We start from the raw sequence: 15,115 nt of genomic DNA, 5'->3' as shown, positions 1-15,115 counted from the left end.
GTGCCGTTCTCGCGTATATCCCTTTAACCCCCGGCCAAGCCACTTGGCGGGGGTTTGTCATAATAACGTCATCTTTGTCACTTCTATTCATATCTGACCCGGCCACTCTTTCCCTACAATAAGCTTAAGAAACGGAATTGATGTCGAAATGAACCAGAGGTGATTGTACTGAGCATGGAATTGAAGAAGAACCGTATCTCGTTTCGCCGCAAGCTGATCAAGAACCGCTACTTGCTGCTGATGATGCTTCCCGGAACGCTCTACCTGCTTATCAATAACTATTTGCCGATGTTCGGCACGCTAATCGCTTTCAAAAGCGTCAAAATGTCGCTTCACAACTGGTGGTTTACCAGCCCGTGGGTCGGCTTCGACAACTTCAAGTTTCTCTTCAAGTCGTCGGACGCATGGATCATCACGCGCAACACGGTGCTATACAACGCGCTGTTCATCACCATTACGCCGGTTATCGCCGTGACCTTCGCGATCATGCTCAACGAACTGCGGAATCGGCTTGCCGCCAGATTCTATCAGAACATAATGTTCTTGCCCTATTTTCTCTCCGCGGTGGTTGTTGGGTATTTGGGCTACTCCATGCTGAGCGTGGAATACGGCTTCGTGAATACGCATATTCTCGCCCCCCTGGGCATTGATTCAATCGCTTGGTACAACGAGCCGAAGTATTGGCCGTTTATCCTGCCGCTCGTCTACATCTGGAAGAACATCGGGTACTCCACAGTTATCTATTTGGCCGCGGTCATCGGCATCGACAACGAATATTACGAAGCGGCCCTCATCGACGGCGCGTCCAAATGGCGACAGGTCGTGAGCATCACACTCCCTCAAATCCGTCCGATTATTATCATTCTCACGCTGATGGCCGTCGGGCACATCTTGAACGCTGACTTCGGCTTGTTCTATCAAGTACCACTCGATTCAGGCTCGCTCTATCCGACGACAAACGTTATCGATACGTATGTGTATCGCGCGCTGCTTTCCTTGGGAGACATCGGCATGTCCTCCGCGGCGGGTTTATACCAATCGGCAGTTGGGTTTGTGCTCGTCTTGTCGGTCAACCTAATCGTTCGCAAGTTCAATCGTGAGAGCGCTTTATTCTAGAGAGGAGCGACAACCGCAATGAATACGACGACTGCACAAGCACCGGCAGCGGAGGCTGCCGTCTCCAAACCGGCGGCCAAGCGCATCAACTCCATCTCGGCCGGCCCCAATCTGGTCATCAACGTGATTTTCCTTCTCTACAGCATCGTCTGCCTGCTTCCGATTCTGCTCGTCATTTCCGCTTCCTTGTCCGACGAGACGTCGATCACGCTTCATGGCTACGCGCTTATACCGCGAGAATGGAGCCTTTCCGCCTATCACTATCTCGGATTTGATATGCACAAGATTCTGGGCGGTTACGGCATCTCGATCGCCACGACGATCATCGGCAGCTTGACAGGCATGCTGATGACGGCCTTGTATGCGTATCCGCTGTCGCGTACCGATTTTCAATTCCGCGGCTTCTTCTCCTTCTTCATCTTCTTCACGATGATCTTCGGAGGAGGCCTCGTTCCGAGCTACCTGGTCTATACGTACATCTTCCACTTGAAGGATACAATGTTCGCGCTTATCGTGCCTGGCTTGCTCATGAGCGCGTTCCTCGTCCTGACGACGAGAACCTTCTTCCAGCAGACCATTCATCCGTCAATTCTGGAGTCCGCGCAGATCGATGGCGCAGGCGAGTTCCGAATTTTCTTCGGCATCGTGCTTCCGCTGTCGCTTCCGGTCATGGCGACGATCGGGCTATTCTATACGCTCGGTTACTGGAACGACTGGTTCAACAGCCTTGTCTACATCAATAACGACAAAATGGTCAATCTCCAGTACATGATGTACAAGGTTATGCGCAATCTGCAGTTTCTGCAGTCCAACGCCCAGAGCAGTTCGGCTATCGGCGCACAGGAGATCGCCAAGATTCCGAGCGAAACGGTCAGGATGGCCATGTGCATCGTCGGCATGGGACCGATCGTGCTTGCGTATCCGTTCTTCCAGCGTTATTTTGTCGCCGGCTTGACAGTCGGTGCAGTGAAGGGCTAATCCCGGTCTGACCGGTTAGCAATTATACAATTACGTCTTCAACTACAAAAAACGGGAGGTATTATATGAAAAGCTTAAAGAGAAAAGGCCTGACCGCCTTAGCAACTGCTTTCGCGGTGTCTACGCTGCTTGCGGGCTGCGGAAACAACGATAATTCCGGCGCGAACGGCAATGCCAATTCCAGCGACGCGAATGCGGCGACGAAGGAGACAAACGCGGCGAAAGATAACGCGGCGAACAACGGCAGCACGAACGAGGCTGCCGCAAGCAACGCCTCCGATGCGTCCAAGCTGGAGCCGTACACGATCAAATGGTTCGTCCCTGGCGCAGCGGCCCAGAAGGATCAGGCAATGGTCAACGAGGAAGTCAGCAACTATTTGAAAGACAAAATTAACGCATCCTTTGATCTCGAAGTCATCGACTGGGGAAGCTGGGACGACAAAATGAACCTGAAATTCGCGTCCAGCGAACCGTTCGACTTGCTGTACACGGCGAACTGGAACGGCTTCACGACGAAGATATCCCAAGGCAACATCATTGACATGACGGATCTGATCGACCAGTACGCGCAGGAAGCGAAAGGGGTCATCGAGCCCGCTCTTCTCGAAGGCTCCAAAGTGAACGGCAAAAACTACGGCATGCCGACGAACAAGGAAATGGCGACTCAATGGGGCATCATGCTCCGCAAAGACCTCGTGGATAAATACAAAATCGACATCACGACAATCAAGACGTTGGAAGATCTCGAGCCGTACTACGACATGATCAAGGAGAATGAACCGGGGGTAACGCCTTTCTACCTGAACAAAGATATATCGCTGCTCAACGTATGGAATTCCAACCACTTCGATCACTACGACGGCGCCGGCGGCACGCTTCCTCTCGGCCAATCGGATTTCAAGCTGATCAACGGTCTGGAAACGCCGGAGGCGAAAGCCGGCTACGACTTGATTCACAAGTGGTATCAAAAAGGCTACGTCAATAAAGACGCGGCGACGCTTCAAGACTTGAGCGGCGGTCTGAAAGCAGGCAAGGCGTTCGCGTATCCAGAGCAGCTGAAGCCGGGCAAAGACGCCGAAGTCAGCACGCAAACAGGCGTGAAATGGGTGCAGGTCGAGCTGACGCAGCCGATCATCGGCACCGGCGATACGCAAGGCGCGATGACGTCGATTTCCAGAACGTCCAAGGATCCTGCGCGCGCCATGATGTTCTTGAATTTGCTGTACACGGATAAATACTTGGTCAATCTGATCGCGTTCGGCATCGAAGGCAAGCACTACAAGAAGGCGGGCGATAACACAATCGATTTCGCCGACGGCATAACGGCTCAAACGTCGGGCTACAACCTGAATCAGCCTTGGCTGTTCGGCAACCAATTCAACGACTACCTGTGGACGAACGAAGATCCGCAGAAGTGGCAGAAGTTCAAGGACTTCAACAAAGCAGCGAAGAACGACGCTTTGCTCGGCTTCGTGTTCGATCCGACGAACGTGAAGACGGAGACGGCTGCAATCGCAAACGTCGGCAAAGAGTTCAATTCGGGACTCAACACCGGTACGCTCGATCCGAACGTGTACTTGCCGAAATACATCGATAAGCTGAAAGCGACCGGCATCGACAAAGTCATCGCCGAAGAGCAAAAACAGCTCGATGCGTGGCGCGCGGCGAAGGGACAGTAAGGCGATAAGGAGGGAAGCCAGTGCTGCTTTCGGCACGGCTTCTCTTCATATTTCGAACGGAAAGCAGGTTATAAGGTGGACAACAAGGCGTTATCAAAGGAACAAATCGAGCATTTCATCGAATTCGGATGGGTGAAGGTCGAGGAAGCGTTCCCGCGCGAGCTGGCGCTGGAATGCCAGCAATTCATCTGGGAGAAGCTGAGTCGGTTCGGTGTTGAGCGGAGCGACCCCTCGACGTGGCAGCAGCCGATGTACAACATACGGGAGGCCTACAACGGCGGAGCCTTCGACCGCTGCAACACGGATCGGATGGCGGATGCGATCGAAGACTTGACCGGCCATGGACGATGGATCGACCGTGGTGTCTACGGGAAGGAAGAGGTCGTCGCCACGTGGGGCTGGTGGCCAGTCAATTTCGCGCTTGGCGCCGATCGGCCATGGACCGTGCCGACGAGCGGCTGGCATTGGGACGGCGGCCATTTTCGCCACTACGTAGACAGTCCCGATCAAGGACTGTTATGCTTGTGCATCTTCTCCGAAATCAGGCCGCATGGCGGCGGAACGTTGATCATAGAAGGCTCTCACAAGGTCGTGGCGAAATTTCTGGAGAAGCATCCCGAGGGGCTCGAGCCGCAGGAGGGCATCGACATGCTGAACGCGGAGCATCCGTATTTGTCGGAGCTCACCGGCCTGACGGGGGCGGGTGAGGACGATCCCGATCGGATCAAACGCTTCATGGATGAATGGCATGTTGATACCGACGGCTTCAAGCTGCGCGTCGCGGAAACGAGCGCTTCGCCTGGCGACATCATCTTGTGCCATCCGTTCTTGTATCATGCGGCGTCCCAGAATCACTCCGGCAGCCCTCGCTTCATGTGCAACCAGAAGACACCGCTGAAGGAGCGGATGAATTTCAACCGTGAAAGCCATGACGATTATTCCCCGGTGGAGATCAGCATTCGGCAAGCGCTGGATAGGAAGCAGGAGTAGGAAGCAGACGCTTTTAAAATCTTAGGGAAGCACCTGGAAGAAGCCTTATAGGCCTTCTTCCAGGTGCTTTGCTTTTTGTGTGAAAGGAAGCCTGGTTTTTTCCGTCTCAGCGTGCTTCACATACCACCCAACCCGAAATTTTGCGCCACGAAGCAAAATTTGAGACCTTATAATACCTCCCCTCGCCAGCTTACAATGAACACACGGCAAGTTTGTAAGTGCTTACATTCCGCGCTGTCCTTATGCACTATCCTTTCGCACTAGCCTTACTACATCAAATTCATCATCAAGCTTTTGGAGGTCTGCCAGCATGAGTGCCGATTTGAGTTATGAACTGTCTGCTAAGCAGCAGCTGCCGGTTAGCCGGAAGGACAAGGCGCTGAAGCTGGTCCGCAAGCTAGCTGGCCAGAAGTATTTGCAGGTGATGGCGCTGCTCGGTGTGGCGTGGATGGTTATTTTCAACTACATTCCGATGTACAGCGTCATTATCGCCTTCAAAAACTACAACATTATCCACTCGGTGCACGATGCGCCTTGGGTCGGGCTCGATAACTTCCGCGAGTTTCTCGACGACGATGAGCTGCCTGGGGTCATCTGGAACACGGTCGGCATGAGTATCATCAAGCTGGCCATCTCGTTCCCGCTGCCGATCATTTTCGCATTGTTCCTTAACGAGCTTCGTTCACTCAGGCTCAAGAAGATGGTGCAGACCATCTCGTACCTGCCGCACTTTCTGTCCTGGGTCATCCTTGGCGGCATCCTGACGACATGGCTCGCGGATGTCGGCATTATCAACCACCTGCTTATGGCGCTCGGATTCATAGATGAGCCGATCAGCTACTTGGCGGAGCCGAGCTACTTCTGGTCGATCGTCATCACCTCGGATATATGGAAAGAGCTTGGCTGGTCGGCGATCATCTACCTCGCGGCAATCGCAGGCGTATCGCCGGAAATGTACGAAGCGGCCACAATCGACGGTGCAGGCCGGTTCCAGAAAATGTGGTTCGTCACCCTGCCGAGCATCAATGGCACGATTACAATTCTGTTCATCCTCGCGGTGAGCGGCATTCTGAACTCGAACTTCGATCAAATTCTCGTGCTGCGAAACTCGCTTAATGAGAGCGCCAGCAATGTCATCGACGTCTACGTCTACCAGACAGGCATACTGAGCAGCCGATATTCCTATTCCGCCGCAGTTGGGCTGATCAAATCGGTTATCGCGCTCTTGCTGCTGCTGACGGCGAACCAAGTGTCGAGGAAGCTGAACGATACGTCGCTATTCTAACGGTAAAAAGGAGGCCTTACTAACGATGCTTCTGCTCAAACGAAGAACTCCCGGCGAAGCGATCTTCGATGCTGGCAACGCCTTCGGCATGCTGGTGATCTGCTTCATTACAATTTATCCGATCTGGTACGTGCTCGTTAACGCCTTCAATGAAGGGCAGGATGCGATGCGCGGCGGCATCTACTGGTGGCCGCGGGTGTTCAGCTTCGACAGCTTCCATGCGGTGTTTGTTAACCCCGGCATTATGACGGCGATGGGCATTACGGTCGCCAAGACCGTCGTAGGAACGGTGCTGCACGTCTTCTTCACCGCGATGGTCGCCTATGCGCTCTCAAGAACGGAGCTCATCGGACGCAAATTGTACATGTTAATCGGCACGGTTACGGTGATCTTCAGCGGCGGTCTCATTCCGTACTACCTGCTCATTCGCGATCTCCATCTGCTGGACAATTTTCTCGTTTATATCATTCCGGCGATGTTTAATTTCTTCGATCTAATCATCTTCCTGGCATTTTTCCGCGAGATTCCATCAGGCCTTGTGGAAGCGGCGAAGATTGACGGCGCCAACGATTTCTCGATCTTCGTGCGGGTCATTATCCCGGTCTCGATGCCGGTCATCGCGACGATCGCGCTGTTCCATGGCGTGTACCAGTGGAATGATTATTTTACGGGGATGATCTTCATCAACAACATGGATCTGCAGCCGATCCAAACGTTCCTGTACCGCGTTATCGCCCAGTCGAGCTCCAACCTCATGATGGCGGCGATGCCGGGGGGCATTACGAAGAGTGTCACCTCGCAGTCGATCAAGCTCGCAACGATGGTCGTGACCACGCTGCCAATCGTGCTGGTATACCCGTTCTTGCAGAAATATTTTGTCAAAGGGCTGATGATCGGTTCGATCAAGGGCTGAGCAGCTGCTCCCAAAGTCGGTTTTTCGTCAGAACTGGTAGCGTTTACACCGGGGATGACCTTATAATAAGCGAAGCAAAGGGGAAGAGCGCATGAGAAGAGGAAAGCTTCATCGCGTCATTGCTTTCATGTCGGTACTTGCTTTAGTTTTCACGATGGCAGCATGCTCGAGCAGCAACAACGATAACAGCAATAGCACCGCGAATACGAGCGACAGCGACAATAGCAACAAAGCCGCCAATACAACAACAGACGGCAACGCAGCTGCAACGAACGATGCCAAAGCGGACAACAAGCCTGCAGCTAACCCAGACGAGCCGGGCTGGAAGTCCGATACGTCGCCGATTACGTTCGACTGGTACCTCAACTTCTCCTGGTTCCCGAATAAGTGGGGCGTAGATGCAACTTCCCAATACATTACGAAGAAAACCGGCGTCAACATCAACTTTATCGTGCCGGCAGGCAATGAGAATGAGAAGCTGAATACAATGATCGCTTCCGGCTCGCTGCCAGACTTTATAACGCTTGGCTGGTATGAGGACGGCGTGAAGAAAATGATCGAAGGCGGAATGGTAGAGCCGCTTAACAAGCTGGCGGAGCAATACGATCCGTACTTCTTCAAAGTGGCAGACGGTGCGAAGACATCGTGGTACACGCAGCCGGACGGCAACTTCTACGGTTATCCGAACGCCTCGTCGTCGCCGAAGGATTTTGAGAAGTTCTCCGGAGATTACACGTCGAATCAAACATTCGTCGTTCGCAAAGATATGTACGAAGCGCTCGGCAAGCCGGACATGCGCACGAAGGAAGGCTTCCTGAACGCGCTGAAGCTGGCAAAAGAGAAGTTCCCGGAAGTGAACGGACAGCCGCTCATTCCGCTCGGCCTTCATGAATTTACAGAGACGGGCAACTACTCGCTCGAAGGTTACCTGCAGAACTTCCTTGCCGTACCGTATGAGAAGGATGGCAAGCTGTACGACCGCCGCACGGATGCTGAATATCTCGGCTGGCTGAAGACGTTCCGCAAAGCGAATGAAATGGGCTTGCTCGCGAAGGACATTTTCATCGACAAACGTCCGCAAATGGAAGAAAAAATCGCGCAAGGCCGTTACTTCGCAATGCTGTATCAACGCAGTGATTTTGCCGCTCAACAGAATGCATTGTTCGCGAAAGACCCTAACTCGGTGTACATCGCTGTAGACGGACCGGCTGATGAAGCGCAGGATCCGCCAACATTGTCAGGCCCTGGAATCTCCGGCTGGACGGTAACGCTCATCTCGAAGAACGTGAAGGACAAAGCAAGAGCGATTAAGTTCCTGAGCTACCTCGTCAGTGAAGAAGGCAACAAAGACTTGTACATGGGTATTCCTGGCGAGACGTACGATGAAGTGGACGGCAAGGCAACATTCAAGCCGGAAGTACTCGAACTGCTGAACAAAGACCGCTCCGCGTTCGATAAGAAATATGGCGCATCGTATACATTCTGGATGCTGATGGATACGAATATGAACCTTCAATGGGCGCCGCCAAGCGTTGAGCCTTCCAAGCAAATGGAAGATTGGACGAAGGGCAAGACGACAAGCTTCTCGCAATTTGATCAGATTGACCCGACAGGCAACTCGGAGGAAGGCATTGCGAATACGAAGATCGCTCAAACTTGGGGCAAAACATTGCCTAAGCTTATCCTCAGCAAATCGGATGCGGACTTCGACAAGCTGTTCACCGAATTCCTCGATAAGCGCAAAGACGCCGGTCTCGATAAAGTTCAGGCGTACCAGCAGACTCATTATGAAAGTAATGTAGCCAAGCTGAAAGAGTTTCTGAAATAATAGAATCATGCGTTCCTGTTCGACGAACAGCCGGTGGACTATCCGCCGGCTGTTTATGCCCGTTTCTTGGGTCTATCATTCAACTCTTCTGAAGGCGGTTGCATGTGGATGAAAAATCGGTTGCGAATGACAAGTCGAGAGCTGCTATTCAAGCTGGAGCAGCTGTCCCTTCAGAAGAGACTCTTCTTCTCGTATATTCTTATTCTTCTTCTGCCAACGCTCTTCATTTCGTTCCTTATCTTTAAAGAGCTGAAGGACAATTATATGAAGGATATTATTAAGAAGTATGAGAATACGCTCGAGATCGAGCGCGTCAATTTGAACAACAATATCGAGACGATGGAGCGGGCGGCGCAGTTGTCCATCTCTGATAAAGAGGTGCTCTACTACTTGGAGCGGACGAGTGAGCCGAATGCGTCGGAGCTCATTGCGTTCGATACAACTGCCGTCTCGAACATTCTTCGCTTGCAGTTCAACAATCCGAACATTGAGCATATTCGACTGTTCTCGAACAATAAGCAGATTAACGAGATATGGCCGGTCATTCTGCTGGAGCGCCGAATGTCGGCGGAGCCTTGGTATAAGAAAGTGAATGAGCTGAACGGTGCGGAGCTGTGGTACTTCGACCGAATGGACCGGGAGCCGATTCGTCCGATAGTGGCGGATGCGAAGGAATCGAGACCGAAGCTGTCACTGCTGCGCGAGATCGAGTATCCGGCAGGCAGGCATGTCGGCATTATGCAGGTCGATATGCTGCTGACGAATTTCTTCCCGAATGTGTACCAGAGCCAAGGCGATGGCCAATCCCAGATGTTCATCATCGACCGAGAGGGCAAAATGTTCCGAAATGCCGGAAGCAGCTTCCTCGGTAGTGTCGGCTTAACGGAGAGCGACATCCAGCATGAGCTGAGCAAGCATCTAACCGGAGGCGGCAGCGGACATTTCTTGTTTGAGCAGGAGGGCACGCCTTTCCTCGGCAACTATATTCATATTGAGAAGCTGGACGCCTATGTGTTCAACGTCGTTTCGCTGAAGAACGTGTTTGCAGACATTAACAAATCGCGGAACAAAATCATTTTCGTCAACATTCTGCTTCTCGTTATTCTATCGATTTCGACTTACTTCCTGAACGCCATTATTTTGAAGAAGCTGCATACGCTGTCGGACTTCATGAAGCGGGTACGCCAAGGCGACTTTAACTTCGACTTCACGATTCGCGGGGGCGGCGAGGTCGGAGAGCTGGCCCACCATTTTCGCAAAATGCTGAAAAAAATTAATGAGCTCATCGCCGATGCCGTCACGAAGCAGGCGGCTTCCAAGGAGGCGGAGCTGCGGACGCTGAAGAATCAGATTGATTCGCATTTCCTCTATAACACGCTAGAGAACATCAAGATGCTCGCGGAGATCGAGAACCAGCCTGTCATCTCTGATGCGCTTACCTCGCTTGGAGGCATGATGCGTTACAACCTTAAATGGACGAGTGAGTATGTGCGGCTGAAGGATGAGCTCGGTCATATTACGAATTACATTGCAATCATGAATGTGCGGTTCGACAATACGGTAAATTTGCAAATCGATGTTCCGCCGGACTTCCTGGAGCAGGAATTGCTCAAAATGTCGCTGCAGCCGATCGTCGAGAACTCCGTCAAGCACGGCATGAAGTGGAAAGCGTCAGAGGAGCGGAACCTCGTCATTACCATTTCGGCAGTTGTGACGGATACGAGCATTGTGCTTGAAATTGCCGACAATGGTACCGGCATGACGCCGGAGCAGACGACGGAGCTGAATCGGAAGATTGGTAGGGAAGAGACGGGTTGGGTCGGCAGAGGCGGTCACGGAGAGGTGGCTGCAGCGCAGGAGAATCAGACCGAAGGCAGCGGCATCGGGCTGCGCAACGTGCATCAGCGAATCCAGCTGTTCTACGGCAAAGAGTACGGCTTGCATGTGGAGAGCAGCGAAGGCGCGTATACGCGTGTCATTATGCGAATTCCTTATTTTATATGGAACGGAGGGCTGAGCTGACATGCGGAACTTATTAATCGTCGATGATGAGAAGAACATTCGGCTGGGGCTTCGAGCAATTATCGAGCGGGGGCTTCCGGGGAGCTACCAGATCCAGTTCGCGGCCGAGGGCGAGGAAGCGTTGGAGCTGATCCGCGAAGGCGGAATCGAGCTAGTCATTACCGACATTCGGATGCCGGGCATGGACGGACTGGCGCTAATTCGGGAAGTGCAGGCGCTCGAGCTAGAGCGGAAGCCAGCAATGATGATTCTGAGCGGACATGACGACTTCCAATATGCGAAGAAAGCGATGCTGTACGATGTGAGGGAATACTTGCTGAAGCCGATCGTGCGGGATGAGCTGTTCGCTTCGCTTGAGCGGGTGGAGCAGGAGCTTGCGCGCAGGGCGCAGCTAACGGAACGGCTCGAAGAGGTGCATCATTATCGGGATGAGCTGCTGGCTAGCCAGCTGAATTATATCTTCCTGCATCCAGCTATGGAGGAGGCGGAGATTGCGGAGCGGTGTGAGAAAGCAGGCTGGAGCGCTGTTGTGGCTGGGGATGCGGGCTACTATGTTTCACTGCTCAGGCTAGCTGGCGGCAGCCGGTCCGGGCAGCTTGAAGCGCTTGTCGGGGATGAAGTTGTCGGGGGAATCCGGTTTTATTTTAAAGATAAAGATGACCGGTTTGTCCTGTTGTGCGAGTCTGCTGGGCCGCTTGAGCGACTGGTCGCGTTCATGCAGAAGCATAAAATGGCTGGGCAGATTGGCATAAGCGGCAGGATGCACGGGGCAGGAGATGTGAAAGCGGCATACGCGGAGGCGCGCGAAGCGCTCGGGTACGGATTCTTGCAGATTTGCGGCGAGCCGCTGCTGTTTCATTATGACCGGGAGAGAGAGCATGCCGGCGAAGGTGGACTGGTGCCTCTTGAAGAAATCCGCAAGCTCGCCAACATGCTTGGCACCGACCGCGATAAGGAAATGAAGGCGATTCTGACCGAGCTGCTTGATGCGAAGCGACTGGTTGGTTTTGATATGGCGTATATCGAGGAGATCAGCAGGCAGCTGAACGAGCTCGTCTTCGACAGCGTCTTTAATCGCTACGGCGAAGAGTCGGTGGAGATATTGCGCATCTACAAGAAGGTCGGCAGCATCTACAATTTTGAGACGATTCACGATTATTTTCACGGCGTCGAGGATTTGCTGCTGCGTCTGAGCGACTATGTGCGAAGCCTGCGCTCGGTTCATGCGGAGCATAAAGAGATGAAGAAGGCGGTCAGCTACATTCACGAGAACTATCACCGCGACCTGAACATGGCAATGGTGTCCAATCACGTCTCGCTGAACTATTCGTACTTCAGCCAGTCATTCAAGGAGTTCACGGGCGAGAGCTTCGTTACATACCTGAAGAAGGTGAGGATCGAGAAGGCGAAGGCGCTGCTGCTGGAGGAATCGGACTGCAAGGTCTACGAAGTGAGCGAGCGCGTCGGCTTCGAGAACGCGAAGCAGTTCAACCGCGTCTTCCGCGAGATGGAAGGCATCTCGGCGATGGAGTACCGCACGAAGGCTGCGGTGCAGCGGGCTTGAGGGATAAGGGGAAGGCAGCCGGGGGCTGCCTTTTTTTGTGCTGCCTTAGGTTCTATAATCAAACGAACCACTACCCGGCCCGATTGCAAGGAGTTACGGTACTCAGCGGCCTTATTCGGCGAAAAGCGGTGTTGGTTTTGTTCTAACGGTTTTCAGCGACGTTAACTGGTTGATAGAGGGTAATTTGTCGTCCAATGAGTGGCAATAGCGTCTCTACGAACCGTTAGCGACAAGTAGAGCCGAAAAACAGGCAAATAAACGCTCTGAGTACCGCTAGAACTTGGTGAGTTCAGCTCACCCCAGCCGCCCCATCTTCCGAAACCCAAGCGGCGTCGTCCCCGCCACTTTCTTGAAGATCCGATCAAAATGCCCCGCGTTCTCGAAGCCGGTCTGCTCGGCGATCACGATCACCTTCAGCTCGGTCTCCTTGAGCAGTCGCTGCGCCTCGCGCACCCGCGTCAGATGGATGTACTCGACCAGCGTAAAGCCGGTGATCGTCTTGAAGCTGCGGCTGAGGTAGTACGGGCTAATGTAGAAGCGCTTCGCGAGATCGGCGAGAACGAGCTTCGTGTCGTAGTGCTCATTGATGTGCTGGACGACCTCGGAAATTTTGTGCTGGAGCGGACTTGCTGCCACCGTAGAAGCGGAACCGTCGCTGCTTTGCTCATCTTGCGAAGCCGGTATTCTGGCAGCAAACAACAGCAGCTCGGTGAGCAGCACGCGCAAGCAAGTTTCGTAGCCGAGGCGGCGCTCGACGGTTTCTGTGACCATCCTGCCAAGAAGCTGGTGGACAAATTGCTGCTCCTCGGAACCCAAACGCAGGAGGCGAGCATTGCTCGCGAAAGGCTCAAAGAGCGCTGGATGGTGCAGCGGATGGCCCTCGCCGAGGAATGCGTCGCTGAAGTTAATGACGATGCGCTCATGCGCAAGCGGTCCGAACGCAGCAGAGTTGTGCACGACATGTTTGTTCACGAATACGAGGTCGCCGGCGGCAATTGTATAGGATCGGTCATCAATAAAATGATACCGCTGCCCTGACACCTGATAGTAAATTTCATAGGTACGATGAATGTGATTGTTCCGCTCAAACGGCTTCGTCCGGCGGACCTGTTGGATAAAGAAATCGCCTTCCTCATCCCCGTAGGAGAGCGGTTCATCTGCAATTAGCCTCACTCGTAGCACCTCTTTAGCATAATGGCTTCATAGTTCGATTTTAGCGCAAGATCGGTGAATTATGAAAGAGAAAAAGCAAGATTAGTCACGAAATCTCGCAAATATTGCGCTATGCTGTAGAGGGGAATGGACTCTATTACAAGGGATGGTGCTAGCTGTAATGAAAGCTTTTATGGATGATGATTTTCTATTACATAGTGAGACGGCGCAGAAGTTATACCACGAGTACGCGAAGGACATGCCGATTATCGACTATCACTGCCACCTAAGCCAGCAGGACATCTACGAGAACAAAGCCTACAACAACCTCACCGAGGTTTGGCTGTACGGCGATCACTATAAATGGCGCGCGATGCGTGCAAATGGCATTGAAGAAAAATATATTACAGGCGGCGAAGGGGTCAGCGATTACGATAGGTTCTTGGCCTATGCCCGCACGGTTCCGATGATGCTTGGCAATCCGCTCTATCATTGGTCGCATCTGGAGCTGCGCCGGTTGTTCGGGATCGAAGAGTTAATTAACGAGAAGAACGCGCCGATTATTTGGGAAAAAGCGAACGCTAAGCTGCAGGTCGGCGGTTTCGCGGTGCGTGACTTTATCCGTAATGCCGGTGTGGAGGTCGTCTGCACAACAGATGATCCGGCTGACTCGCTGGAGCATCACGCTCTCCTGGCGCAAGAGAAGGAGCTCGGCTTCCAGGTGCTGCCTTCGTTCCGTCCGGATAAAGCGCTCGAAATCAACCGCGCTACTTTCATCGAATATATTGGCAAGCTGGGTGCGGCGGCCGATATTAACATTGCAAGCTACGAGGATCTGCTTCAAGCGCTAGAGAAGCGGGTGCGATACTTCCATGAAGTCGGCAGCAGAGTGTCCGATCACGGGCTTGATTATATGCCTTGGGCAGAGTCGACGCGCGAGGAAGCGGCGGAAATCTTTGCGCGCGGACTGCAAGGCGGCGGCGTCTCGCTCGAGGAAGAGCGCAAGTACAAGGCATACACGCTCGTGTTCTTAGGCGAGCTGTATGCAGAGCTGGGCTGGTCGATGCAGCTGCATATGAACGCACACCGCAACAACAATGCGCGCAAATTCGCGCAGCTTGGCCCAGACACGGGCTTCGATTCGATCAGCGACAGCCCAGTCGCGGTGCCGGTTGTACGATTCCTCAGCCGCTTGGATGAGCACGACAAGTTGCCGCGCACGATTGTTTATTCGTTGAACCCGTCGGACAACAATGTGCTCGCTTCGCTCATCGGGAGCTTCCAAGGCGGGGGCATTCCGGGCAAAATCCAGCTCGGCTCCGCATGGTGGTTCAACGATACGAAGGATGGCATGCTCGAGCAGCTGAAGTCGCTGGCGAACATGGGGCTGCTGAGCCGTTTTGTCGGCATGCTGACCGATTCGCGCAGCTTCCTCTCGTATACGCGGCATGAGTACTTCCGCCGAATCTTCTGTAATTTGATTGGCGAATGGGTGGAGAATGGCGAAGCGCCGAATGAGATCGAAGCGCTAGGTGAGATGGTGCAAGCGGTCTGCTATAACAATGCGAAAAACTACTTCCGTTTCTAA

Annotated in this window: 11 protein-coding genes; 10 read left to right on the top strand and 1 reads right to left on the bottom strand. The window is 53.2% G+C overall.

Annotation, left to right across the window (positions count from 1 at the left end):
* Nucleotides 1-174: 174 nt before the first annotated feature.
* The 9 genes from AC0LWF_RS22350 (at nt 175) to AC0LWF_RS22310 (ending at nt 12,375) form a co-directional block, all read left to right on the top strand.
* Nucleotides 175-1,116, top strand: a complete 942-nt coding sequence (locus AC0LWF_RS22350; protein ID WP_474653745.1) for an ABC transporter permease — start codon at nt 175-177, stop codon at nt 1,114-1,116.
* Nucleotides 1,117-1,134: 18 nt separating this feature from the next.
* Complete coding sequence (locus AC0LWF_RS22345; protein ID WP_474653744.1) at nt 1,135-2,094, top strand: carbohydrate ABC transporter permease; 960 nt, start codon at nt 1,135-1,137, stop codon at nt 2,092-2,094.
* Nucleotides 2,095-2,159: 65 nt separating this feature from the next.
* On the top strand, nt 2,160-3,773 hold the full coding sequence (locus tag AC0LWF_RS22340; RefSeq protein ID WP_474653743.1) for an ABC transporter substrate-binding protein: 1,614 nt from the start codon (nt 2,160-2,162) through the stop codon (nt 3,771-3,773).
* Between the two features lie 75 nt (nt 3,774-3,848).
* Complete coding sequence (locus AC0LWF_RS22335) at nt 3,849-4,763, top strand: phytanoyl-CoA dioxygenase family protein (protein WP_474653742.1); 915 nt, start codon at nt 3,849-3,851, stop codon at nt 4,761-4,763.
* 310 nt (nt 4,764-5,073) lie between these two features.
* Nucleotides 5,074-6,048, top strand: coding sequence for an ABC transporter permease (locus tag AC0LWF_RS22330; RefSeq protein WP_474653741.1), 975 nt, complete (start codon nt 5,074-5,076; stop codon nt 6,046-6,048).
* 25 nt (nt 6,049-6,073) lie between these two features.
* Nucleotides 6,074-6,961 carry a carbohydrate ABC transporter permease gene (locus AC0LWF_RS22325; RefSeq protein WP_474653740.1) on the top strand — a complete coding sequence of 296 codons (888 nt, stop codon included), beginning with the start codon at nt 6,074-6,076 and terminating at the stop codon, nt 6,959-6,961.
* 154 nt (nt 6,962-7,115) lie between these two features.
* Nucleotides 7,116-8,789 carry a type 2 periplasmic-binding domain-containing protein gene (locus tag AC0LWF_RS22320; protein WP_474653777.1) on the top strand — a complete coding sequence of 558 codons (1,674 nt, stop codon included), beginning with the start codon at nt 7,116-7,118 and terminating at the stop codon, nt 8,787-8,789.
* A 108-nt stretch (nt 8,790-8,897) separates the two neighbouring features.
* Nucleotides 8,898-10,811, top strand: a complete 1,914-nt coding sequence (locus AC0LWF_RS22315) for a cache domain-containing sensor histidine kinase (RefSeq protein ID WP_474653739.1) — start codon at nt 8,898-8,900, stop codon at nt 10,809-10,811.
* A gap of 1 nt (nt 10,812) precedes the next feature.
* Entirely contained in the window at nt 10,813-12,375 is a 1,563-nt protein-coding gene (locus tag AC0LWF_RS22310) for a response regulator (RefSeq protein ID WP_474653738.1), read from the top strand.
* Nucleotides 12,376-12,669: 294 nt separating this feature from the next.
* On the opposite strand, the gene AC0LWF_RS22305 is transcribed toward AC0LWF_RS22310, so the two are convergent.
* Nucleotides 12,670-13,548, bottom strand: a complete 879-nt coding sequence (locus AC0LWF_RS22305; RefSeq protein WP_474653737.1) for a helix-turn-helix domain-containing protein — start codon at nt 13,546-13,548, stop codon at nt 12,670-12,672.
* A 160-nt stretch (nt 13,549-13,708) separates the two neighbouring features.
* Between AC0LWF_RS22305 and uxaC the strand changes: the two genes are divergently transcribed.
* Nucleotides 13,709-15,115, top strand: a complete 1,407-nt coding sequence (uxaC, locus tag AC0LWF_RS22300) for a glucuronate isomerase (RefSeq protein WP_474653736.1) — start codon at nt 13,709-13,711, stop codon at nt 15,113-15,115.

Source organism: Paenibacillus sp. sgz302114, from assembly GCF_056120345.1.
The sequence above is the reverse complement of the archived record's forward strand: the minus strand, read 5'-3'. Positions and strand labels throughout refer to the sequence as shown.

Excerpts from the sequence above, each read along its gene's own strand:
- AC0LWF_RS22350 (WP_474653745.1), top strand. The coding sequence starts at position 175 with ATGGAATTGAAGAAGAACCGTATCTCGTTTCGCCGCAAGCTGATCAAG.
- AC0LWF_RS22345 (WP_474653744.1), top strand. The coding sequence starts at position 1,135 with ATGAATACGACGACTGCACAAGCACCGGCAGCGGAGGCTGCCGTCTCC.
- AC0LWF_RS22340 (WP_474653743.1), top strand. The coding sequence starts at position 2,160 with ATGAAAAGCTTAAAGAGAAAAGGCCTGACCGCCTTAGCAACTGCTTTC.
- AC0LWF_RS22330 (WP_474653741.1), top strand. The coding sequence starts at position 5,074 with ATGAGTGCCGATTTGAGTTATGAACTGTCTGCTAAGCAGCAGCTGCCG.
- AC0LWF_RS22325 (WP_474653740.1), top strand. The coding sequence starts at position 6,074 with ATGCTTCTGCTCAAACGAAGAACTCCCGGCGAAGCGATCTTCGATGCT.
- AC0LWF_RS22320 (WP_474653777.1), top strand. The coding sequence starts at position 7,116 with ATGGCAGCATGCTCGAGCAGCAACAACGATAACAGCAATAGCACCGCG.
- AC0LWF_RS22315 (WP_474653739.1), top strand. The coding sequence starts at position 8,898 with ATGAAAAATCGGTTGCGAATGACAAGTCGAGAGCTGCTATTCAAGCTG.
- AC0LWF_RS22310 (WP_474653738.1), top strand. The coding sequence starts at position 10,813 with ATGCGGAACTTATTAATCGTCGATGATGAGAAGAACATTCGGCTGGGG.
- uxaC (WP_474653736.1), top strand. The coding sequence starts at position 13,709 with ATGAAAGCTTTTATGGATGATGATTTTCTATTACATAGTGAGACGGCG.